Source organism: Bradyrhizobium sp. JYMT SZCCT0180, assembly GCF_018130165.1.
Taxonomy (GTDB): domain Bacteria; phylum Pseudomonadota; class Alphaproteobacteria; order Rhizobiales; family Xanthobacteraceae; genus Bradyrhizobium.
Genome location: NZ_JAFCLZ010000026.1, coordinates 1 through 22,050 on the forward strand (window position 1 = coordinate 1; position 22,050 = coordinate 22,050).

The following is a 22,050-nucleotide window of genomic DNA, read 5'->3' on the forward strand; positions in this document are numbered from 1 at the left end:
CAAAGTGCACACGAGCATACAGGGCAGCGGAGAACACCCGGCCTTCCCTGCGCAATGGCTTTACGGCTTATGCCGTGCTCTCCCCGGAGACGAGTTCTGGGTTGACTCCGTCGCCACCGGTTCAGCTTGCGCCTAGCCGGCAGCTTGACGCCTGCAACGGGCGCCAGGACCACACGGTTTTGCCGTACGCTTAGTCCACGCCGTCGTCGAGGCGTAAACCAGCGTCCACCGCAACCCGTCCAACGTCCGTGACGACGGCCGACGCCCTCTGAGTGGGACGGGATGTCGATAGATGCGCACTGATTTGGGTCGGCCGACAACAGAATTATTTTTGATTTACAGAAATTTCCTACTTGACATCATTTCCGTAAATCCGAACTGATTTGCCCGTCGGGCTGGATGTTACGGCCGCAGCCGCTGCGCAACTGGCTCCGTGGCCCCCTCGCCGCTCCGACCCGCAAGACATTTGATCTAGATCAACAGGACGTCCAGCGCCCACCCCCTTTTCGTTTCTTGATCTTGCCGAGAAACCGCTTAGGGGGACACAGTGCTTGTCTGGTTGGAGCAGTTCCTGGTTCGCTACCCCGAGCTTGCGCTGTTCCTGGTCATTGCGGCTGGGTACTGGATCGGAAGCTTCAGGATCGGGACGCTCACCCTCGGTCCGGTCACGGGTGCTCTGTTCGCCGGGCTACTGGCAGGACATTTCGCCCCCATCCCGGTCTCGGGCATGACCAAGTCCTTTCTCTTCCTCCTGTTCCTGTTTGGAGTTGGCTACTCCGTTGGGCCGCAATTCGTACTTGCCTTGAAGCGGAACGGCGCGAGGCCGCTGTTGCTGGCGCTATGCGTAAGCTTGACAGGGCTAGCAACATCAATCTTGGTCGCCAAGGCTTTCGGTTTCGATGCCGGCTTCGCGGCGGGGCTGTTATCGGGCGGGCTCACGCAGAGCGCTGCCATGGGAACGGCGACAGATGCGATCAATGGGCTGGGATTGCCTGAAGCTGATCGCGCCCGACTGATAGCTCACATGGCTGTCGCGGATGCTGTCTGCTACATTTTCGGTTACGCCGGTGTGATCCTGTTCTGCACAACAATTGCCCCGGCACTCTTGAAGATCGACCTCAAAATCGAAGCACGAAAGCTCGAAGATTCCCTGGGTATGACGGCTGCCAAGCCGGACCTCGCGTCGGCCTGGCGGAAGTTTGAACTGCGCGCGTATCGATTGGCTGAAGGGATGCGTTTGGCCGGGATGTCGGCGGCAGTGGCCGAAACATTGGTGCCGAACCAGCGTCTTTTCATTCACCGCATTCGTCGCGGGCAGCACATCATCGACGCGGCACCCGACGTGACGCTCGAAGCAGGCGACATGGTCGCTCTGTCCGGACCACGTCAGGCCATCGTCGAGTTGATCGGCCCGCTCGCTGATGAGTGTGAGGACAGAGAGCTTCTGGATGTTCCGGTCGCAAGTGCCGACGTTCTCGTAATCAATGCGAACTTCGCAGGGTCCACCCTTGGCGACATTTCAAAGCAGGAATGGACGCGCGGCGTCTACCTGCGGTCGATAAAGCGCGGCGGCGAGGAGATTCCCGTTGCAGCCAACGTCACTCTCGAGCGTGGCGACATCCTTCGCATCGTTGGCCCCGACGCACTCGTACAATCCGCCTCCTCGAGGATCGGCGCCACCATCGCACCAAGTGCAAGCATTGACTTCGTGGTGCTTGGAGCCGCGATATTTCTGGGCGGACTGGTCGGTGTCCTCGTGACCTTTCCGGTGGGGAACGTCAAAATAAGCCTAAGCACGAGCGTTGGAGTGCTGCTCGCCGGGCTGCTGGTTGGTTTTCTCCGCACGCGGCATCCCCTGTTCGGGCGGATTCCTGACGGCGCCATTGGATTGATGACCTCGCTGGGTCTGGCGGCATTTGTCGGGCTGACCGGGATACAGGCCGGGCCGACGTTCTTCTCGGCACTTCGAGAAACCGGTCTGGGGCTGTTCCTCGGCGGCGTCATCGTAACGCTATTGCCGCAGTTCATCGGTCTGCTCTTTGGCCATCTGGTGCTGCGCATGAACCCGATCCTGCTTCTCGGGGCACTCGCCGGAGCGCAGACCGTGACGGCAGCGATGGCCGCGGTGCAGGAACGCTCCGGAAGCCCCGTGGCAGTGCTTGGATATGCGACGGCTTATCCGGTCGCCAACATCTTACTGACGATGTGGGGCTCGATAATCGTTCTCGTCGTCGCCGGCTAGATGGCCGCTCCGAGGTGCAGCTGCATGATCAAAACATCATGACCGAGTTCGTGACATCCAGATGGATTGGCGACTTCCTGTTCGGTTTCAGCGCCTTGTTTGCCATTATCAACCCCTATGGGCTGTCTTTCATCTTCCTCGACAGGACAATGGGACTGTCCGAAAGTGAGCGCGCGCGCGTCGCGCTGCGGGTTGCGGCCTATGCGTTCTGCGTGTTGCTGGTGTCTCTTTTCCTTGGAAGTCAGATACTCAACTTCTTCGGCATCACGATCCCGGCGTTGCGGATCGCCGGCGGTCTCGTAGTTGCGGCGACCGGATGGTCGATGCTTCACGCCGCACCGGCTGCAACAGGAGCTCATGCGGCTTCGAGTGCCAACTTCTCGACAATTCAAAGGATGGCGTTCTTTCCACTAACCATTCCGCTGACGACCGGGCCGGGAACGATCGCAACAGCAATAGCAATTGGTACCGCCAGGCCCGCGGACCTGAACGGCATGTTCCCATCGTACATCGTGTCGTTCGTCGTCGCCTGCGCGGTGACGGGTACGATCTATCATGCGTACCGCAAGTCGAGCGCCATGGCACGGCTCTTCGGGGAAGAGGGCACCAGCGTGGTGACGAGATTGTCCGCGTTTCTCCTGCTCTGCATTGGCGTGCAAATCATCGTCAACGGTGTTGTCGAGGTTGCGAAATCGGTAGCCAGCGGAGTTACGCCGGCTTGACCAAACGACGGTCCTGAGACCGCGGCCTGCACATTCACTGACATACCAGTACGGGGGTTTTCGCTTGCGCCAGCACCTTGTTTGTCACACTTCCGATTAGAAGCATGGGAAGTCCGCTGCGCCCATGCGATGACATTACAATGAGATCGCAGCCTTTGTCCTCGGCTGCTGCGATGATGGCCTGATGGGGTTGCCCGTTCTCCACTTGAATCGTCTCGCAGGCAACACCAGCCTCCCTGGCCGACTTTGCCGCGCCATCCAACGTGCTCGCGGCCTGTTCCTTGCGCAGCTCAGCATATCTTGCGACTGCTTCCTGGAATCGCCCTGTCATTTCTGAAAACGGTTCCACAACGAAGATTACGGACACCTTCGCTCCCAGGGATTTGGCCAACGCCAACCCATGCGCCACGCCACGCTGCGCTAGATTCGACCCATCCGTCGGAATGAGAATATGCCGGTACATGCTTCACCTCCCACTTTCCTGGACATGGCGTTGCCTTCCGAATGCAAGCTGGGCCGCGCTTCGGATACAGTCTTGCGATAGATCAATCTATCGGCCCACGGTGCCGCGATGCAGCTACGCATCCGCAGTACTGGATGCACGGAGAACCAAGGCTGGAATAGAGAAAGCTGCGCTTAGCCCGTCCGAGGAGCGAGGGCAACTTCCCACGTCCGTTGAGCGCCCAATCGCCTACGTCGGCTTTAACAGCCAACTGGCCCGCTGTGGCACTCTTGAGACATTCCGACGCAGACTTCGAGGCTGAGGACGTCAGGGCTGGCGAGACACAATCCAACGACAGGCGATGGCAGCGACGATGAACAACAGTACGCACACCGCGACTGTGTTGAATGCTGGAAAACCCATGGTCGCCCAAACGGCAAACGTCAAAACATAGAAGACGATCTCGAAGACGCTCAGGATGTTATCGGCGGTCTTCAACGACATGCGATACCCAAGGATCTCACGAGCGAAGTTCTCCGCCTGCCTTAGTTAGTGGATGGGCTTTCCTTGGCGTCAAGATAACGCAACAGCCGGCGCATGCCGACACCGGCGATGACGAGGAGCATCGCAAAATCCGGCAGGAAGAGAATTCCGTAGCGCCACAGGTTGACCTTCTCTCGCGGGCGGACGGTCAAGCCATTGATGATGAGTGGCGCTGCAGCGGTTGCATCGCCACCGGTTGACAGCCGTGGTTCCATGGACGTCATGCGCCAACCTACCATGAGTATTTTCGGTAGCCGCTCACAACTTCGAAATCTTAGACCTCAGTGTTCCGAGTGGCGGGGACCCCGATCGCGAAGAAGTCGAGCCTCAGTGATGATGCCCGTTAGCCAGCGGTGGTTCTCACGGTCGGTGCCGACTACAAAGCGGCAAACATTCTGGCGTCGCGCCTCTCGCAGGAGCTTTAAAGTCGAAATCCGCAACCTAGATCGTTTGCATGGCGCAAGTGTGGGAAATAATTCTGGAAATCGTTTCGGGGCTCGTCGGGTTCGGCGCGCTCTATCTGCTCTTTGGTAAACGCCTCAAATTCTCCGGCCAAAAACTGCCGTGGTACGGTGTCAGGCGACTTCCAAACGGGGACATCGATCTAGACCCTGAACTTGTCGCTGTCGCCGGGCTAATTCTTCTCGTCGTACTGTTCGCAATTTGGATCACCGTGAAGTCAATGGTTTAACCGGCCGCCAGCCATGAAACGTGGGTCGAAGGGCCAGCTGATACAGAGTACGCGCTCCATGTCGCAAAAAGCGACGCCCATCCACCCTGATCGCGCTTGCGTCGTTAAACTTCATCGGTAACGACCCACGAAACTGTCCTGAAGTCATTTTGTCGCCAGCTCGAAATCGGCCCAACACGATTTCCAGGTAACTTGTGCATCAGCCGTTGCTGAAAGTTCGACGGCACGACAGTTTCACAGGTGCACTATGCGCGACGAATTTGCCTCATACGCGTTTCTTGCTGTGACCGCTGCAGGTATCGTCCTGCTGTGCTCAGGCCTGATGGCTCTGGTGCTCACCTAGCGGACTGCAGAAGGCAGCTTCCTGGCTGCCTTCTCGAGCTTGTTCCGCGGTGCTCGCGCGGCGAGGATCGCTACCAGCGCCTGACGTTGCAGATGGCCGACTTCAATCATCGCTGCCAATAGAGCGGGCCGAGCTTGATCTGGGTCAAAGAAGCGACGCAGGCCAGCAAGTACGTGCCGTCGTGGGGGCTCTTTTGCGCAATGGAGTAACCCATGAAACATGTAACAAGGGCTGTCCTTGTAGGTTCCGCCTTCACGTGTGCGGCATTGTTCTCCTTCGGTTGGTCTGAGCAAGACGGCATCTCACTGTCAATCGAGAGCGCCCAGGCAAGGGTCGGCCGCCCGCTGACCCCTGTGAGCGTCGCCGGTGTTGCGCGCCGACAGGCGCGGCGAGCTGCGTACGGGTATGGGGCCGGGGCAGTCGGCGCTGGCCTTGCAGGCGCCGCCGTCGTCGGCACGGCTGCTGCCGTCGCTGCCGCGCCTTACTACGGAGGAACGGGCTATTACTCCGGCGGTCCTTACTACCGGGGTGCAGGTGGTGCTTACGCGGCCTACGGGTACCCCGTGCAGGACTACGCGACCCGCAACGGCTTTACGTGCCGGCCTGGCACCATGACAAAACTCGACGACGGCAGGATGTATCCTTGCCAGTAGCTCTGCTACGTGGAGACGCGGCTCGCTTGAGCCGCGCCTACCTCTGTGAGCCGTCGGCACGTCGCGGCATCCAGTTGTCGCCTTCTGGCCCTGAAGTGGACAAGAGCAGCACTACTGACCCATTACGGCGAGCCTTCCGCCGACGCTAACATGTCGCAGCTGCAGATATTGCAAGTCGTCTTGCGGAATGGACGGGAACGTCTGAAAATTCGTTTCAGGGCCTCTTTGGACCCGGTTCCGACGAAGTCGCGGATCCGGCAGATTTTTTCTCTCCGCCGATTTTGGAGCCCACCATGGCGACATTCACGCGATCGCAAAGCCTGCTGGTTTCCGCAAGTCTTGCCGCACTGGGCGGCACGGCACTGGCGACGCTGCTCGCCGGGAGCGGCCTTATTCTCGCGGACGCACGCGCAACCGCCGTGGATGCATCACTGCCGATCGCCGACGCCGATATTCCGACCTGCGGGCCGCCGACAGGAACCACCCGGCCGAACATGATGTTCCGCCTGGTGCAGACGGAAGTGCCGCGCGCCGAGATGAGCGCAGCCAGCCCCGCGCCGGCATTCGCGGACATCGAGCCGCCGCTGTGGACCGGCATCGGCTCCACCACCTGGAAGATCACGACCGCGAACGAGCGCGCGCAGGCTTATTTCGATCAGGGCCTGCGTCTCGCCTACGCCTTCAATCACGATGAGGCGCGACGCGCGTTTCGCATGGCGCAGAAACTCGACCCCGACTGCGCCATGTGTTTCTGGGGGGAGGCGCTGGTGCTCGGTCCCAACATCAACCTCCCGATGCCGGAGGACGCGGCCGCGCCCGCCTATGCCGCCGCGCAGAAGGCGAAAGCGCTGGCCGGCAAAGCGAGCCCGCGCGAGCAGGCGCTGATCAGCGCCATCGCGGTGCGCTACGGCAGCGATCCCAAGGCCGCTCGCGCGCCACTCGACGCGGCCTACGCGGCCGAAATGGCGAAGGCAGCAAAACAGTTTGCCGAGGACGACGAGATTGCCACGCTCTATGCCGAGGCGGTGATGGATCTCAGCCCCTGGGATTATTGGAAGCCGGGCGGCCGCGACGCCAAGCCACAAAGCGTGCCGATCGTGCCGACGCTGGAGCGCGTGCTGGCGCGTAATCCCAATCATGCCGGCGCTATTCACCTTTACATTCATGCCGTCGAGGCGTCGGACCGGCCCAAGCGCGCCGAGCCCTATGCCGACAAACTGCGCGGCGCGGTTCCCGGCGCAGGCCATCTCGTGCACATGCCGAGCCACATCTATTATCGGGTCGGCCGCTATCTGGACGCGCTGGAAGACAACAAGACCGCGGTCAAGGTCGACGAAAAATACCTGACCGAGACCAACGCACCGATGGGCGTCTACAGGCTCGGCTATTATCCGCACAACGTGCACTTCGTGATGGCGTCGGCGCAGATGGCCGGCGACGGCCCGACCGTGATTGCGGCTGCGGAGAAGCTCGGCCAGCTCATTCCCAGCGAGGCGGCCAAGGGCATTGCGATGGTGCAGCCGGTCAAGGCGGCGCCATACTTCGCGCACGCGCAGTTCAGCACGCCGGAGACCATTTTGGCGCTGCAAGATCCCGGCGATGCGATCCCCTATGTCAAGGCGATGTGGCTCTACGTGCGCGGCGTCGCGCTGGTGGCGAACCGCGACTTCGCGGGCGCTACTGCCGCAGCAAGCGCCATCGAGACGATCGAGCGCACCGCGGACTTCAAGCTGCTGAAGGATTCAGGCATCCCGGCGCAGGAGGTGCTCCGCATCGCACGCACGGTGATCCTCGCACGCGTAGCCCAGGCCAGGGGCGACTACCGCACCGCCATCATCCGGTTCGAACGGGCGGCGGCATTGCAGGACGCGTTGGCCTACACCGAGCCGCCCTATTGGTATTATCCGATCCGGCAGTCGCTTGCCGCTGCCCTGCTGCAGGCCGGCCGTTACGCCGAGGCGGAGCGGCAATTCCAGCGCGCGCTCAGCCGGGCGCCCGCCAATGGCTGGTCGTATTTCGGGCTGGCGGAACTGCACAAGTCACGCGGCAACGGCCCCGCAGCCCGCAAGGCCGAGGCCGATCTTGCCAGAACCTGGATCGGCGATCGCAAGCTGTTGCAGATTTCGAATCTCTGAGGCGCACCTCTCTCGTGCCGATGAGATGATCGCATGAGGTGTCCCGGCCTTCGCGGGACCCATAACCACCAACGCGAACTGTTCTTGCACGCAGGTCGTTATCGTACTTTTTCTGAGCGCGATTCCATGGACAGGCACCTGCTCTCGTTATTGCGCGGTTACTTTCCAGCGACGCCTTGATTTCTGCACTTTTTGAGAAGCAGATGGTCAACGTAACGCTTTGGAGGACAGGCCATGCCGAGGTCCGGGCTGGCGTTGTTGCTTTTAGGGTTGCTCGGCTTTGGGCTCGGCGGCTGCATGCAATCGACGCTCGCGCCGTCGTCGAATGCCGGTTTGACCCCGAGGGACCGGCAGCTGCTGGCCCACACGCCATATGCGCAGGCCAGTATTCCCGAGACCTATCGCCGGCATATTGTCGATTACATGCGCAAGGAGCAGCCGGGCACGATCCTGGTCGATAGCAGCGCGCGCTATTTGTATTACGTTCTGCCGGGCGGCAAGGCGATCCGCTATGGCGTGACGGTGGGAGAGGAGGCGCAGGCCTGGTCCGGCGTCGCAACGGTTGGCCGTGTGGCTGAATGGCCGGACTGGATCCCGACGGCGGAGATCCAGGCCAGGCTCGGCCCCTACCCCAAGCGCGTTCCCGGCGGTCCAGCTAATCCCCTCGGCGCGCGGGCTATCTACCTCTACGAGGGCAACAAGGACACCCTGTACCGTATCCACGGCACCAACCAGCCGGAATATATCGGCCATGCCATCTCGTCCGGCTGCATCCGCATGACCAACGAGGATGTCATCGATCTCGTGAGTCGGGTGCAGGCAGGCGCGATCGTCGTCGTCCTGCCGCCCGGGCGGACAGCGTGGATGGGCCCCGTCGCGGGACGCTCATGACCTCTCGTTGTGTGAATCCGAAGCACAGGCGGACGCGGCCGCGGCCCGTGTTGCTTGCCGTTGCGGGTCTGGCCGTGCTGATCGCGGCAGGGGACGATGCGTGTGCCAAAAGCGGCGAACGCCTGATCGAGTCCATCGAGACGCGCAGTGCCAGCGAGCCGCTCATCGCCATCGTTTCGCTCCGCGACCAGCGGATCACCGTCTACGACGCCAAGGGATGGATCCTGCGGGCGCCGGTGTCGAGCGGCTCGAAGGGACGCGAGACGCCCGCCGGAATCTTCAGCGTCATCCAGAAAGTCGAGGAGCATTACTCGAACCTGTATGACGATGCCTTTATGCCGCACATGCAACGCATCACCTGGTCGGGCATCGCACTCCATGGCGGTGTCCTGCCGGGGCGGCCGGCGTCCCATGGCTGTATCCGGCTGCCATTCGAATTCGCCGAACGCCTGTTCGACGCGACAAAAATGGGCATGCGTGTGATCGTGGCGCCAACCGATGTAACGCCCGTTGAGCTTGCCCATCCGCTGCTGTTCCAAGCCAAACCGGGCGCCGGCGCCATGGCCGCCGCCCGCACCGCAGAGGCACAGGAGGCGTCGAGGAAGGCGGCCCAGGCGAGGCTCGCCACGGAGACGGCGTTGCGAGAGGCCTCGCGCGCCAGAGAGCCGGTTCGCGTGGCGGAAAATCTGAAGCGCAGAGCCGAGGTGCAATTGGCGGCTGCCGAGACCAGACTTGGGGCTCCCGGCTCCGCGGAGGCAAAGGAGCAGGCTGAGGAGGACAAGGCAAAGGCCGCCGTCAAGGTCGCGGAGCTGCAGCTGCAATCGGACGCCGCCAGCGCGGAGCTGCAATCGAGGCTCGATGCGGTCACGTCCGCGCGTGAAGCTGCCGCCGCGGCGGAGACGGCGCGGGCCGCGGCGGCCGAGGCGGCCCGCCAGGCCGAACGCGAACAGCAGCCGATATCGGTGTTGATCAGCCGCAAGACCCAGCGGCTATATGTCCGTCAGGCATTCAAGCCCATCCATGAAAGTGCGGTGACGATCGCGGATCCCGATCGTCCCATCGGCACGCATGTCTTCACCGCCGTCGAGCGCTCGGGCGACGATACCAGGTTGCGATGGAGCGCCGTCTCAATGGGCGGCGGTCGACCGCCCGGCGCCACGCTTGAGCCGGATGACCGGGCGCGCGCGAAGCGTGGTCGCGACGCTGAGCCGGTGCCGACGGACCCCGGCACCGCAAAGGCTGCGCTCGACCGCATCAGCATTCCGCAGGACGCATTGGATCGCATCGGCAACATGACGCCGCGATCTTCCCTGATCGTCACGGACGAGCCGTTGAGCACGGAAACCGGCAAGGGCACGGATTTCGTAGTGCTGTTGAGCGGCGAGCCCCAAGGCGGCATCAAGAAACGGCGACGCAGTCCGGGGACCGATTTTCGCTACGCGCGCCCACGCAGCTCGCCGTTTTGGGGCTCGCCGTTCGGAAACAGCTTTTCTTCCTGGTGAGACCGCTCTTTGCGCGGCCGAAGTTTGCTCCCTGATCGTTTGCTCCCTAATCCCTGGCCCGCACGATGCTGATCCGGGTTTCGTCGACGAAATTCTTGATGTCCTGATCGGGCCGGCGGAACAGGTTGCGTTCGACCGTGAGCGAACGGCCGCTGACCGTCTTGGTGCAGCGCTCCTTCAGGTAGACGCCGCCGACCGGCTGGTCTCCCGCACCGGGCTGACCTTCACTGCAGGTCCACCCTTCCTGGCCGTAGCGTGACTTGGCCTGGATCCCGAGCAGGAACGCCTTCTTCCGGATATAGAGCCGCGCCTTCGGATCGGTCTCGATCTGCAAGCCGGCGACATGGCCGGAGTCGTCGATCAGCAGGGTCAGGATCGCCGGATGCCCCGCCACCATCGTGCCATCGCGGCTGGTGAAGGGATCATAGCCGAACCGGATCGCGCGCATCGCCTTCGCGTCGGCAGGACAATCGCGCCAGTTGTTCCAGCCGGCCAGCGTTCGCTTTAGATCATCTGCGCAAGAAAAATCGACATAGCCGGTTTCCGGCAGTTCGCCCGCGGCCATTCCGAGGCGGATGTCACGCAGGTCGTTGCCGCCGAATTCTTCCGTATGTGCCGGAGAGTGCGCCAGTGCGACCGCCTGCCAGACCAGCAGGCCCGCAGCAACAACACCCGATAGCTTCAATCTGTTCATCACTGGCTCTTCCCCGTGTTGGCGGTGGCATGATCCGGCTTCTGCGCCTCGGCCTTGTAGACGTCGCAGACCCGCGACGAGCTCGAAAAGAAGGCGACGCATTCGGCGTAAGTGGGCTCGCCCGCTCCCTTGATGTGGGCGATCACGTAATCGGCGACGGCTTCGATATCCTTCGGCCGCAGGAACGTTCCGCCCTCGGGCGGCATCTGCGCCCCCGCATCCCCGCGGTTCATGTCAAAGCATTTCACCTCATCGTAGGCGCCGCGTACGAAGAACGGCATTCCGGTGCCCGGCCGCCCGCAGCCGACAGTTTCGATGATCTGTTCGCGCGTCAGCTCGGTCTTGCGCAGCGACAGCGCATCGCCGCCGTAACCGCCGCCGCCATTGCCGTGCCATTTGTGGCAGCCCATGCAGTTGGCGCGGCCGAACACCGCCTTGCCGGCGCTGGTCGGATCCGAAACCTGCGCCGACTGAGCATAGGCAGAAAAATTCAGCGCGACGACGCTCACGAGCAGCATGCCCGCCGCCGGCAGTTTGTTTGACATCATCATGGTGTCTCTTGTCGGGGAGGCGGGAGGGCCCGCCAGAAGCAGGCCCTCCTTCGGGGAATGTCAGAGCGCGAAGACGTAGAGCATCGATCCCGGCTGTATCTTCTTCAGCTCGGGCGTCGAATCGATGAACCATTTGTCCCAGGCGCCGCCGAGGCCGACCAGGATGGCAAGATATTGTTTGCCGTCGACCGAGAACGTCATCGGCGGTGCGTTGACGCCGCCGCCGGTGTTGAACTCCCAGAGCTTCTGCAACGACTTGGCATCGAGCGCCATCACCTCGCCGGATGGCTGGCCGGTGAAGACGAGATCAGACGTCGCCAGCATTCCTCCGAGATTCGGGAACGGCGTTTCCAGTTTGCCGGCGATCTTGCCGGTCGTGACGTCGATCGCCGTGACGCTGCCGGTGATCCGGAACGGCTGGCTCGGACCGCCGCCGGTCCAGAACTCCCGGGGCTTCAGCTTGTCCGGCGTCATCACCTCAACCTTGATGCGGTTGCAGCTTTCGATCACCGGGATGTACCAGAGCTTGAGGTCCGGATTGTAGGCCGTCGGCGGCCAGTTCTTGCCGCCCATGTTGCCGGGGCAGATGTCGGTTTCCATATTGGTGCGGCTCGGCGTCACCGACGCGACATAGGTCTGCACCGACTTGTTCGGGTCATACTCGATCGGCTTGCCGCTCTCCGGGTCGAGCCCCTTGGTCCACGTGACCTTGTTGACGAACGGCAGGCCCCAAACGAATTTGCCGTTGGTTCGATCGATCGCATAGGCGAAGCCGTTGCGGTCCGCTTCGAGCGCCAGCTTGCGCGTACCGTTCGGCCCGGGGATATCGACCAGCACGTTTTCCGCCACGCTGTCATAGTCGTAGGGATCGTTCGGCGTGTGCTGATAGTGCCACTTGATCTTGCCGGTATTGGCGTCGAGCGCCAGCGAACTGTCGGTGTAGAGATTGTCGCCCGGCCGGTACGCGTTATCCCAATCCGGTCCGGGATTGCCGACGCCCCAGATGATGGTGTCGGTCGCGGGATCGTAGGTGCCGGTTACCCAGGTCGAGCCGCCGCCGGCGGCCATCGCGTTGTTGTTGTCCTTCCAGGTTTCGCTGCCGGGCTCGCCCTTGCCGGGGATCGTATAGGTGCGCCAGACTTCCTTCTGGGTCGAAAGATCGGTGGCGGCGATCCAGCCGCGGATACCGTATTCCGCGCCGGCCACGCCCGTGATCGCCATGTTCTTGACGATCAGCGGCGCGCCGGTGATGACCTCGCCCTTGTCCGGGTCGGCCACGGAGCGCTGCCAGGCGACCTGGCCGGAGTCCTTCTTGGTTGCGATCAGCCGGCCGTCCAGCGTGTGAGAAATCACGAGATCGCCCCACAACGCGACGCCGCGATTATCGACGCCGCAACAGGCGACGGCACCCGCCCAGTCACGGTCGGTCTTGGGATCCATCTTCCAGACCAGCGCGCCTTTGCCGCCATGCGCATCGATCTTGTAGACCGAGCCCCATCCATCGGTGACGTAAAGAAAGCCGTTCTCGGCAATCGGCGTGCCTTCCAGGCCGCCATGGCTCCAGATGCCGCCGGGCTCGATGCCGCCAAGGTGCATGGTCCAGGCGACCTTCAGGTTCTTTACGGTATCGCGGTTGATCTCCTTCAGCGTGGAGAACCGGTGAGCCGCATAATTCTGATGATGATGAAGCCAGTTGCCGGCTTCCTTGTCGACGTTGAGCAGCCGTTCCTGATTGACCTCGTCCGCGGCGGAGACAGGCAGTGTGCCCGCAGCGCTTGCGGCTGCCAATGCAACGGCAAGCAAACAGGCTCGCGTTGACATTTTCGTGTGACCTGAAGATCGCGCCATGATTATTGCCTTCCTTGTTGGAGGGTTGTTGTTGGCAGTTCATGTTGGCATTCTTGTTGGCAGTACTTGTCGGCAGTTCTTCGCGATCAGGGCGTTCGCGAAATTTGCACCTCCGTTTCCTTGGTGCCGGCCTTCTGGAAAACGATGGTGCAGGTGAAGGCCTCGCCGGGGACGAGCTTCTGCCGCGTCTGCAGCAGCATGACGTGATAACCGTCCGGCTTGAGTTCGATCGTCTTGCCTTGCGGTATAGGTATCGACTTGATCTCGCGCTTCGCGGGCGCGCCTTCGCCGCGATCGACGGTGTGTTTCTCGGAAAAGTTTGCAAACGGACAACGGACACGGAGCAGCGCGTCGGCTTCGGCCGCATCGTTTTTGATCGTCATCAGCAGCGGAAGATTGATGCCGATCTCGTCGGACGCGGGCACCGAAGCGTTGGTCACCTGCAGCGCATCACCGGCAGCGGCGAAGCCGGGCGTCAGCGCAAGTTCCAACCCAAGCCCGGCAGCAAGTCCAAGCGCCAGCAGCGGCCAGCGGGGACTTGCAGGCAAGGGATGCCTAAAGGAACAGGCTGTCCGATTCATCGGCGCCATCCTCCCACGATCTTTTCTTGTTTCTTGCGTTTTAGATTACGCCCTTGGGTATTCCAATTCTTCCTAAATTGGGGCGGCGATAGGGCCGCGTGTGGAAAATGATTCCGGCAACCCGCTCTCCCCGGGTATGCGGCGCGCCGGTGTTGATGTCAGAGCGGCTTGAGGCAGCGAGCCGAGCGCCGTGGCATACAGTACACCGTGGCGATCCATCGCTGGCGTCTCTGCCAAACCCGAGCCGCTTCGCTCGTTGAGCTTTGCCCGCCGGCTCGCTGCGCTGACGCGGCCTACGCGGTCGTGGTCGCCACCCTTAGACAGGCAATGGCCAGGTGATATCCTTGCCCTTCAATTCCTTGTAGCGTCGCGCGTGAGCACGGATGCTTCCGGGATCGGACATGCCGCGCGACAGCCAATCTCGATCAAGGCGTGCGGCATTGTCGATTGCTGCCATGGTGGTCGCCTGAAGCGCGCGCTTCGAAAAGGCATAAGCAGTATAGCAGTCCGGTGGCACCAGCGCCGCCCAGGCGATGGCCGCATCCCGCACCTGATCCGGCGCGACCGTCTGCTGAACAATGCCCAATCGAGTCGCGGCCGCGAGATCATGGATTTGACCGAACAGCGTCAACTCGAATGCCGCGCGCGGACCGACGGCGTGTTTGATGATCTCGCAGTAGACGGCCGGCATCGGGATGCCGATAGGCACCTCGTTCAATGAGAATTGCAGCGGACCTTCGCCCGCTATGCGGTGATCGCAATCAAGCGCAGTAATCAGCCCACCGGCGTAGGCATGACCGTTGATTGCCGCCACCGTCGGCCGTGGGTAGGTGAACAGACGCAGGTTCGTAGCCCGGTAAGCGTCGAACCAGGCGTCGATCTCCTTGAGCGAGCGGCGCGCGAATAGCGGAAAGTGGTGATCAAAGTCGAGCCCGGCCGTGAAAACCGCACCCGATCCGGTCAAGACCACGGCGCAATCGCCGAATTCGGTCTCGAGACGGTCGAATGCTGAATGGAGATCGGCGAAGAAAGCCGGATTTTGTGCGTTGACCTTGTTGGTGTTCATGGTCACCACGGCGACATGCGGGTGCTGGCGTTCGATGGTCCAGGGCATCGGGCAATCCTCTCAGGTGAGCTTGAACAAGCGCCGTGCGTTGTCCGCCAGGAATGCCGACTGAGCGTCGACACCAAGGCTCAGACTATCCAGTCCGGCGATACACTCGCCCGCGGGCCAGAAGGGGTGGTTAGACCCGAAGAGAACCCGATGCCTCTTGTTGCCGCGCATATATTCGACGAGCTCAGCTGGATACCGGCTCACCTTGTAAGCCGATGTGTCGATGAAAACGTTCGGGTATTTCATGACGAGGGAGAGCATCTCATTGAGCCACGGCACGCCAATATGGCCACCGAGAATGCGAAGCTCCGGAAATTCGAGCGCAACCCTGTCGAGATAGGGGATGGGTCGCCCGGGCTCGGATTCGCGTAACGGTCCTGCGTGTCCGACTTGCGTGCAGAACGGGATGTCGAGCTCGCAGCACTCGGCAAACAAGGGATAATAGCGACGGTCGTCTGGCGGCAGACCCCACACCCAGGGCAAAACCCGCAGCCCCTTGAAACCGTCCCTTTTCACCCGAAGCCTCAACTCCCGCACCGCTTCCATGGGACGAAAAAGATCGACGGACGCGATACCGATGAAGCGATCAGGATATGCCCGGCAGTATTGCGCGACCTCGTCGTTGCTGATCATCGGGCCGTTTGGACCATGCCACGCGCAGAGCATGCCGACGGAAACGCCTGCACGATCCATCTCGGCAAGCGTGTGCTCGATGGGAGGGGCCGTTTCCGACCATTTGCCGGGTCTCCAGCGACGCAACGATTCGAACATCGGATTTGCGATCCAGTCCGCATTCGGGTGCTGCATCCAGGCATCGATGATCATGTTGTAGTGTCCGCGCCGACGAGGATCGAGCCTGTTGCGCCCGAATGCGCGTGCCGCCCAATGGCGAACGCGAACCGGCTCAACCAGCTTTAGTTGTGGCCTCAAGGGGCCATACTGCGATCCTTAGACGGCTGGACGGACCGACGTCTTGAAGAAATCGGACAGCCCGCGCGTGACGCCCGCGCCAGGCCTGCTTGAATGCACCGGGCGTAACACCGGCGTGCCGCCGAAACTCCCTGGTCAGGTGAGCCTGGTCGGAAAATCCGAGATTAAAGGCGATCGCTGACAGCCCGGCACCTCGGGTCGCAATTTCGTAGACTGAGCGGCGGAACCGCTGCATTGCCATGAAGCGCTTCGGCGGAAAACCGGTCGCTGTTCTCATCCTCCGGTGAAGCGTCCTGACCGAGCCGCCTACGTGGTTTGCAAGATTGCCAACCCGGTCGCGTGACGTCTCAAAGTAATCGCTACTGATGAGTGAGCCGTGCTGCGCGTGTTGCGAAAGCGCAAGCACGACCTGGTCCAGGGAATTCAGGATGTCGAGACACGATCGACTTGTACTGATGACGCGCGCCAGGGTCTCCTGGCAGGCGACAATCGTCGGGTCTTCCGTGCGCAACGGACCCGACCAATTCGGCTTGAACTTGATGCCGATGATCCAGCCGGAAAACGCCCTGCCCTTCTTCCGATGACCAAAGCTCGGTTCGTTCACGACCACTTTGCCGCTATGTCCCGATCCCGGGACGCTTTCTCGAAAGCTGAAGGCGAGTTCCCTGAGCGGAGAGGCAAACGTCAGGCGGTCTGCCGTCAACCGCCCCCGGTCCTTCAGGACGTAGATTGAATCTACAAACTTGCTGTGGTCCTGCAGCGGCGCGAACTCGGCGTAAAAAGAGGGGCGCGCGAACAGATGTTCGCCATCTTCTGACATCCGGATGGTCCGCGTGGCCAACCTATCTCCTCACCTTCATCTTCTTGAACTTCACGCTCTTGCCGTCCGCCTGCCTTGTCGCGATGTAACCGGCCTCGAGGCAGGCTTCGCGCTGCGGCATCTTCTCCTGCGGGCTGCGCTCGGTTTCCCACCACGAGGCCCGGTGCGCCGCGCGCGGCAGGGCGGCATCGATGATCTCCTCGATCTGTTCGAAGGTCAGCACGAATTCGGGCAGCTTCTGTTTCTTCAGGTAGTCCCGCAGCAGGTCGTAGTCGTTCACGGATGTACTCGGTCAGAGGGTCAAGCAGTCTTTGCCAAGGCTCGCGTTACGGCATCGGGTTCTTTTTCGACAACCTTGAGCAGGATGCGTGCACTGCGTTCGGGCTGGCGGCGGCCCTGTTCCCAGTCGCGCACAGCCGACAGCGCGAAGCCGTAGGTCTGCGCAAAACTCTCCTGGGAGAGGCCGAGCCGGGTGCGGATTTTCTTCACGTTGACACGCGCCGGAACATGGATTCCGTAGCCACGCTTGCTTTCCGATCCATCGATGTAGGCCTTGGCCTCGCCAAGCCCGGCCTTGATCTTGTCGAACGCAGATCTCGTCATTTTTCCCTCCTGTAGTCTTCGATCAGGTCGCCGACCATGCTGGCTAGCGCATTTCGCTCCGCCTGCGAAAGGTTGGCCTTCTCGTTCTTGGCGAACACCGCCAGAACAAACACAGGCAGACTACTCCCACTAAACAGATAAATGATCCGTGCGCCGCCGCTCTTGCCGCGAGCGCCGAAGCCGAACCGGACCTTGCGAATGCCGCCGCTCCCGGGAATGACCACACCGCATGTGGGATCGGAGGCCAGGCGATCCACGATGGCCATGCGCTCGCTAGGGGAAAACAACCGCTCCGCGTCGGCCAGATAAGACGGCGTTTCCACGACGGTTTGCATTGGAGACCATACTACGGCAATGCCGTAGTATGGTCAAGGAACCTCTTAAGTTCAGATCGCTCGTCCCCGTCGTTTTGCGCAATGCTGCCGATCCCGGCAACCAAGCGTTAACCGATCGGCGCATCGTTGTCGCCATTTAAGGCCGCGACAAGGTTTCCGGTGCATTCAGGAGGCCGGGGAGCGGACGATGTTGTTCGGACGGCGCATAGACTTGGCCAAAAAACGGGCCCATCGGCCCTGGCGGCTGTCAGCCAAGTTGCTGATCGCCTCCTCCGTGGCCACCGTGATCGGCTTCTCCGCGATCTGCGCCAACGTCATGCTCGACATGCGGCGCGGCGAGGAAGAGCTGGCCCGCCAGATGCTCGAAAACCTCGCTGCCGGCATCGACGCCGACATCGGACGCAACATCGAGCTCTACGACCTGTCGCTGCGTGCGGTCGCCAGCAATCTGGTGATGCCGGAGCTCAAGGACGTCAGCAAGGAAATCCGCCATCTGATCCTGTTCGACCGCGCCGCCTCCGCCAAGCATTTCGGCGCAATCCAGGTATTCGACGCGTCAGGGCGATTGTGGATCGATGCTTCCTCGCTCGACCCGCGGCCGGAGAACCGCGCCGATGAGGAATATTTTGCGGTCCATCGCGGCAATCCGGACGAGGGCCTGTTCGTCAGCCGCCCGATGCTGCATCGCGGCGCCTATTCGATCGTGCTGAGCCGGCGCATCGCCGACGCCGAAGGCCGCTTTCTCGGTGTGGCCGCGGGCTCGATCCGGTTCAGTTACTTCCACGAGTTGTTCGACCGATTGAACCTCAGTGCCGACGACACGATCACCGTGCTGCGCCGCGACCGCACCATCATCATGCGCAAGCCGTTCAACCTCGACGTCATCGGCAAGAACCTGGCGACGGTGCGAACCTGGAGCGCGAACAATCTGAAGCCCACCGGGTCCTATGCCGGGCAAGGCCCCGTCGATGCGACACCCCGGCTCTATGTCCGGCGCGACAGCGGCGGTCCGCTCTATGTCGTGGTCGGAAAACCGCTCGAAGCCATCTTCCACGTTTGGCAACGGGAAGTGATCCGGATCGGCGCCATCATGACCGCGCTGATCCTGTTCGTGCTCGGCACCACCTTCTTCCTCGGGCGCGAAATCAGCCGCCGCGCCCAGGCCGAGGACAAGCTCGAGGAACTCGCCACCACCGACGCGCTCACCGGCCTGAAGAACCGGCGCAAGTTCGATCTCGAGATCGACATGGAATGGCGGCGCGCGGTGCGCAGCAGGACGCCGGTCGCGCTATTGATGATCGATGCCGATCACTTCAAAGCCTACAACGACAATTATGGCCACCAGGCCGGCGACCAGGTGCTGGTCGGCATTGCGATTTGTATTTCGGATTCGGTCAGGCGCGCCGGCGATTGCGGGGCACGGTTCGGCGGCGAGGAATTCGCGGTGCTATTGCCGGGGTTCTCGGTCACCGAGGCGCACGCAGTCGCCGAAAACATCCGGCACAAGGTCGCGCATTGGTCGGAGGAGCCGGAAGTCACGACCGTCAGCATCGGCGTCGCCAGCATGATGCCATCGGCGGGGCTGGACTGGCCTGACCTGATCGCGGCCGCCGACAAGGCGCTCTATGCCGCCAAGGCCAATGGCCGCAACCAGACCGTGGTCGCCAACGTTCCGCATTTGGCGATGGTGGCTTGAGCTGATCAGTACCGGTGTCATGCCCGCGAAGGCGGGCATCCAGTACGCCGTGCTGTTTCGGATCAGTCGCCAGCGTCACGGAATACTGGATCATCCGCTTTCGCGGATGATGACGACCACCAGCGCTCCCTCGCTTATTTCTCCAAATACTTCTTCATCTCCGCGCGCAGGTCGGCGCGCAGGTCGGCGCGAGCCATGCCGTAGGCGATGTTGGCGCGCAGGAAGCCGGGCTTGGAGCCGCAATCGTGCCGCTCGCCCTCGAACTCCAGGCCGTAGAATTTTTGCGTGTTGGCGAGCGCTCGCATCGCATCGGTGAGCTGGATCTCGCCGCCGGCGCCGCGTTCCTGGGTCTCGAGAATCTTGAAGATCTCCGGCTGCAGGATGTAGCGCCCGGTGATCGACAGGTTTGACGGCGCGGTGCCCTTGGCCGGCTTCTCCACCATGCCGTCGACCTCGAACATCTTGCCGGTGCGCTTGCCGACGCCGCAGATGCCGTATTGATGGGTCATTTCTTCGGGCACCGCCTCGACCGCGAGCACATTGGATTTCTCACCGAGCTTGTTTGCGGCCTCGATCATCTGCGCGAGGCAGCCCGGCGTGTTCAGCACCAGTTCGTCCGGCAGCACCACCGCGAACGGTTCGTCGCCGACGATGTCGCGCGCACACCAGACCGCATGGCCAAGACCCAGCGGCGCCTGCTGCCGGGTGAAACTGGTGGCGCCGGCGGCGGGCTGGTCGCGCGCCAGGATGTCCTGCTCGGCCTTCTTGTTGCCGCGCGCGGCCAGCGTGGTGTCGAGCTCGAACATGCGGTCGAAATGGTCCTCGATCACGCCCTTGTTGCGCCCGGTGACGAAAATGAAATGCTCGATGCCGGCTTCCTTGGCCTCGTCATAGACGTACTGGATGAGCGGCTTGTCGACGATGGTCAGCATTTCCTTCGGCATCGCCTTGGTGGCGGGCAGGACGCGGGTGCCGAGACCGGCGACCGGGAAGACGGCTTTGCGGATTTTCATGGGAATATCGGAAGTCCCTTAAGCGTGAGGAGTATGCGTCTGATGGCACGTTGGTAGCCCGTTTGCAGCCGGGAACAAAGGCGGATGTGTGGTGCAACAAAGTCCGCTTCCCGCTTTGCGCCCCCTTGCGGCGGAAAAGGGGAAGCAACAAATTCCGGCCTTTGTTAAGCTGTTGGAAACCGTGACAGGGCCTTGTGAAACGGGGATGTTGAAGGGCGGAGACGACATGCGTTGGACGGGAACCGCGGTGACCTACCGGACCGCCGCGATCATCATTGCGGTGACGCTGCTGCATGCTGTTTTTTGCACCCAGGCTTTTGCCCAATCATCCGGCAACAACGGCGTCTCGAACTTCCTCGGCAACATCTTCGGCCAGAAATCAGCCACCTCGCCGCAGGCTCAGGCAGCGCCTGCCCCGGAAGGCGCACCATCCGCGCCATCAGCACCATCCGCACCGCCGCCCTGGAGCGGCGAAGACGGCGGTTCGGGCCATCCTCTGATGACCGCAGCTGCAATCCGGCAGGCGGCCGCGAATTTTCCAAATTGCGTCGCCGCGATGTGGCCCGATGCCGCACGGCGTCACGTGACGCAAGCGAATTTCGAGCGCTTCACCGCGGACCTTTCGCCCGACCTGCGGATCATGGACCTGATGGATTCGCAGCCCGAATTCACCAAGGCGATCTGGGACTATCTCGACATCCTCGTGAATGAAAACCGGCTCGCCAAGGGCCGCGAGATCCTCGCCAGGTACAAACCGCAATTCGACGCGGTGGAAAAAGCCTATGGCGTCGACCGCTACGCCATCGCGTCGATCTGGGGCATCGAATCGAACTACTCGACGCAGATGGGCGATCGCAACGTGCTCAATTCGACCGCGACGCTGGCCTGCATCGGCCGCCGCCAGGGCTATTTCAAGGACGAGTTTTTGACCGCGCTGGAGATCCTGAACCGCGGCGATCTGCGTCCCGAACAGATGCGCGGCTCGTGGGCGGGCGCGTTCGGGCCGACGCAGTTCATGCCGACCGCCTTCAAGCGCTACGCCGTCGATGCCGACGGCGACGGCCGCCGCGATGTCGTCGACAATCCGGCCGACCTGATCGCCTCGACGGCCAACAACCTCAGGAAAGACGGCTGGCAGTCCGGCCAGACCTGGGGCTACGAGGTCGTGCTGCCCAAGGGTTTCAACTTCATGCTGGCCGACAAGGCCAAGGCGATGACGGTTGCGCAGTGGGAACAGCAGGGCCTTACGCGCGCCGGCGGCAAGCCGTTCCCGAATCCGACCGAGAAGGCCTATCTGCTAGCGCCGGCCGGCGCTGACGCGCCGGGCTTCCTGATGCTGCAGAATTTCCGGGTGATCATGAAATACAACCCGGCCGAGGCCTATGCGCTGGCGATCGGGCATTTCGCCGACCGCCTGCGCGGTGGCGCGCCGTTCGTGCAGCCCTGGCCGCGGCAGGAACGGGTGCTGTCGCGGGCCGAGCGGCTGGAGCTGCAGCAGCTGCTGGCCCAGCGCGGCTTCTACCGGGGCACCCCGGACGGCCAGTTCGGCGGCATGACCCGCGAGGCGCTGCGCGGCTTTCAGGCCTCGATCGGGGCCCCTGCGGACGGTTTCGCCTCCTCCGACGTGCTGGAGCGGCTTAGGGGGCGCTGAAACGGGATTCGGCTCCAAAAGTAACCCTGTACAGCACATTTTCGTGCCGC

22 protein-coding genes are annotated in these 22,050 nt (G+C 62.2%); 8 read left to right on the plus strand and 14 right to left on the minus strand.

Annotated features, from left to right (window positions below):
• Positions 1 to 547: 547 nt before the first annotated feature.
• A complete protein-coding gene (gene aspT, locus JQ641_RS30975) occupies positions 548 to 2,242 on the plus strand; it encodes an aspartate-alanine antiporter (protein WP_211999679.1) in 1,695 nt (564 codons plus the stop codon).
• A 38-nt stretch (positions 2,243 to 2,280) separates the two neighbouring features.
• Positions 2,281 to 2,964, plus strand: coding sequence for a MarC family protein (locus tag JQ641_RS30980; RefSeq protein WP_211999681.1), 684 nt, complete (start codon positions 2,281 to 2,283; stop codon positions 2,962 to 2,964).
• A gap of 34 nt (positions 2,965 to 2,998) precedes the next feature.
• Here JQ641_RS30980 and JQ641_RS30985 read toward each other — a convergent pair whose 3' ends face one another.
• From JQ641_RS30985 to JQ641_RS30995, 3 genes are all read right to left on the minus strand, one after another.
• The gene (locus tag JQ641_RS30985; protein ID WP_211999682.1) at positions 2,999 to 3,427 is read right to left on the minus strand and encodes a universal stress protein; all 429 of its coding nucleotides are present in this window, start codon (positions 3,425 to 3,427) and stop codon (positions 2,999 to 3,001) included.
• A gap of 306 nt (positions 3,428 to 3,733) precedes the next feature.
• Positions 3,734 to 3,910, minus strand: coding sequence for a hypothetical protein (locus JQ641_RS30990; RefSeq protein ID WP_211999683.1), 177 nt, complete (start codon positions 3,908 to 3,910; stop codon positions 3,734 to 3,736).
• Positions 3,911 to 3,951: 41 nt separating this feature from the next.
• Positions 3,952 to 4,173, minus strand: a complete 222-nt coding sequence (locus JQ641_RS30995) for a hypothetical protein (protein WP_211999684.1) — start codon at positions 4,171 to 4,173, stop codon at positions 3,952 to 3,954.
• A 230-nt stretch (positions 4,174 to 4,403) separates the two neighbouring features.
• Between JQ641_RS30995 and JQ641_RS31000 the strand changes: the two genes are divergently transcribed.
• From JQ641_RS31000 to JQ641_RS31015, 4 genes are all read left to right on the plus strand, one after another.
• Positions 4,404 to 4,640, plus strand: a complete 237-nt coding sequence (locus JQ641_RS31000; protein WP_211999685.1) for a hypothetical protein — start codon at positions 4,404 to 4,406, stop codon at positions 4,638 to 4,640.
• A 1,289-nt stretch (positions 4,641 to 5,929) separates the two neighbouring features.
• On the plus strand, positions 5,930 to 7,771 hold the full coding sequence (locus JQ641_RS31005; RefSeq protein WP_249150869.1) for a tetratricopeptide repeat protein: 1,842 nt from the start codon (positions 5,930 to 5,932) through the stop codon (positions 7,769 to 7,771).
• Between the two features lie 234 nt (positions 7,772 to 8,005).
• Entirely contained in the window at positions 8,006 to 8,662 is a 657-nt protein-coding gene (locus JQ641_RS31010; RefSeq protein ID WP_211999686.1) for a L,D-transpeptidase, read from the plus strand.
• On the plus strand, positions 8,659 to 10,164 hold the full coding sequence (locus JQ641_RS31015) for a L,D-transpeptidase family protein (RefSeq protein ID WP_283815236.1): 1,506 nt from the start codon (positions 8,659 to 8,661) through the stop codon (positions 10,162 to 10,164). Before JQ641_RS31010 ends, JQ641_RS31015 begins: the two co-directional genes overlap by 4 nt.
• Positions 10,165 to 10,210: 46 nt before the next feature.
• Here JQ641_RS31015 and JQ641_RS31020 read toward each other — a convergent pair whose 3' ends face one another.
• From JQ641_RS31020 to JQ641_RS31065, 10 genes are all read right to left on the minus strand, one after another.
• The gene (locus JQ641_RS31020; RefSeq protein WP_249150871.1) at positions 10,211 to 10,858 is read right to left on the minus strand and encodes a hypothetical protein; all 648 of its coding nucleotides are present in this window, start codon (positions 10,856 to 10,858) and stop codon (positions 10,211 to 10,213) included.
• Positions 10,858 to 11,376 carry a c-type cytochrome gene (locus JQ641_RS31025; RefSeq protein ID WP_211999851.1) on the minus strand — a complete coding sequence of 173 codons (519 nt, stop codon included), beginning with the start codon at positions 11,374 to 11,376 and terminating at the stop codon, positions 10,858 to 10,860. The genes JQ641_RS31020 and JQ641_RS31025 overlap by 1 nt, the downstream gene beginning before the upstream one ends.
• 93 nt (positions 11,377 to 11,469) lie before the next feature.
• Positions 11,470 to 13,230, minus strand: coding sequence for a PQQ-dependent dehydrogenase, methanol/ethanol family (locus JQ641_RS31030; protein WP_211999688.1), 1,761 nt, complete (start codon positions 13,228 to 13,230; stop codon positions 11,470 to 11,472).
• A gap of 113 nt (positions 13,231 to 13,343) precedes the next feature.
• Positions 13,344 to 13,838: a copper chaperone PCu(A)C gene (locus JQ641_RS31035; protein WP_211999689.1), complete on the minus strand. Its 495-nt coding sequence runs from the start codon at positions 13,836 to 13,838 to the stop codon at positions 13,344 to 13,346.
• A 316-nt stretch (positions 13,839 to 14,154) separates the two neighbouring features.
• On the minus strand, positions 14,155 to 14,952 hold the full coding sequence (locus JQ641_RS31040; RefSeq protein ID WP_211999691.1) for an enoyl-CoA hydratase/isomerase family protein: 798 nt from the start codon (positions 14,950 to 14,952) through the stop codon (positions 14,155 to 14,157).
• Positions 14,953 to 14,964: 12 nt separating this feature from the next.
• Positions 14,965 to 15,777, minus strand: coding sequence for an amidohydrolase family protein (locus JQ641_RS31045; RefSeq protein WP_211999692.1), 813 nt, complete (start codon positions 15,775 to 15,777; stop codon positions 14,965 to 14,967).
• Positions 15,778 to 15,856: 79 nt separating this feature from the next.
• Positions 15,857 to 16,723, minus strand: coding sequence for a helix-turn-helix domain-containing protein (locus tag JQ641_RS31050; protein ID WP_211999693.1), 867 nt, complete (start codon positions 16,721 to 16,723; stop codon positions 15,857 to 15,859).
• Position 16,724: 1 nt separating this feature from the next.
• On the minus strand, positions 16,725 to 16,982 hold the full coding sequence (locus JQ641_RS31055) for a DUF7662 domain-containing protein (RefSeq protein ID WP_192736901.1): 258 nt from the start codon (positions 16,980 to 16,982) through the stop codon (positions 16,725 to 16,727).
• Between the two features lie 20 nt (positions 16,983 to 17,002).
• Entirely contained in the window at positions 17,003 to 17,305 is a 303-nt protein-coding gene (locus JQ641_RS31060; RefSeq protein WP_211999694.1) for a helix-turn-helix domain-containing protein, read from the minus strand.
• Positions 17,302 to 17,640 (minus strand): type II toxin-antitoxin system RelE/ParE family toxin, encoded by a 339-nt coding sequence (locus tag JQ641_RS31065; RefSeq protein WP_211999695.1) that lies wholly within the window; start codon positions 17,638 to 17,640, stop codon positions 17,302 to 17,304. Before JQ641_RS31065 ends, JQ641_RS31060 begins: the two co-directional genes overlap by 4 nt.
• Before the next feature lie 187 nt (positions 17,641 to 17,827).
• On the opposite strand from JQ641_RS31065, the gene JQ641_RS31070 reads away from it, so the two are divergent.
• Positions 17,828 to 19,336: a sensor domain-containing diguanylate cyclase gene (locus JQ641_RS31070; RefSeq protein WP_211999696.1), complete on the plus strand. Its 1,509-nt coding sequence runs from the start codon at positions 17,828 to 17,830 to the stop codon at positions 19,334 to 19,336.
• Positions 19,337 to 19,470: 134 nt separating this feature from the next.
• On the opposite strand, the gene JQ641_RS31075 is transcribed toward JQ641_RS31070, so the two are convergent.
• Positions 19,471 to 20,349 (minus strand): UTP--glucose-1-phosphate uridylyltransferase, encoded by an 879-nt coding sequence (locus tag JQ641_RS31075; RefSeq protein ID WP_211999698.1) that lies wholly within the window; start codon positions 20,347 to 20,349, stop codon positions 19,471 to 19,473.
• Positions 20,350 to 20,575: 226 nt separating this feature from the next.
• Here JQ641_RS31075 and JQ641_RS31080 point away from each other — a divergent pair, with 226 nt between their 5' ends.
• Complete coding sequence (locus JQ641_RS31080; protein ID WP_211999700.1) at positions 20,576 to 22,000, plus strand: lytic murein transglycosylase; 1,425 nt, start codon at positions 20,576 to 20,578, stop codon at positions 21,998 to 22,000.
• The last annotated feature ends 50 nt before the right edge of the window (positions 22,001 to 22,050 follow it).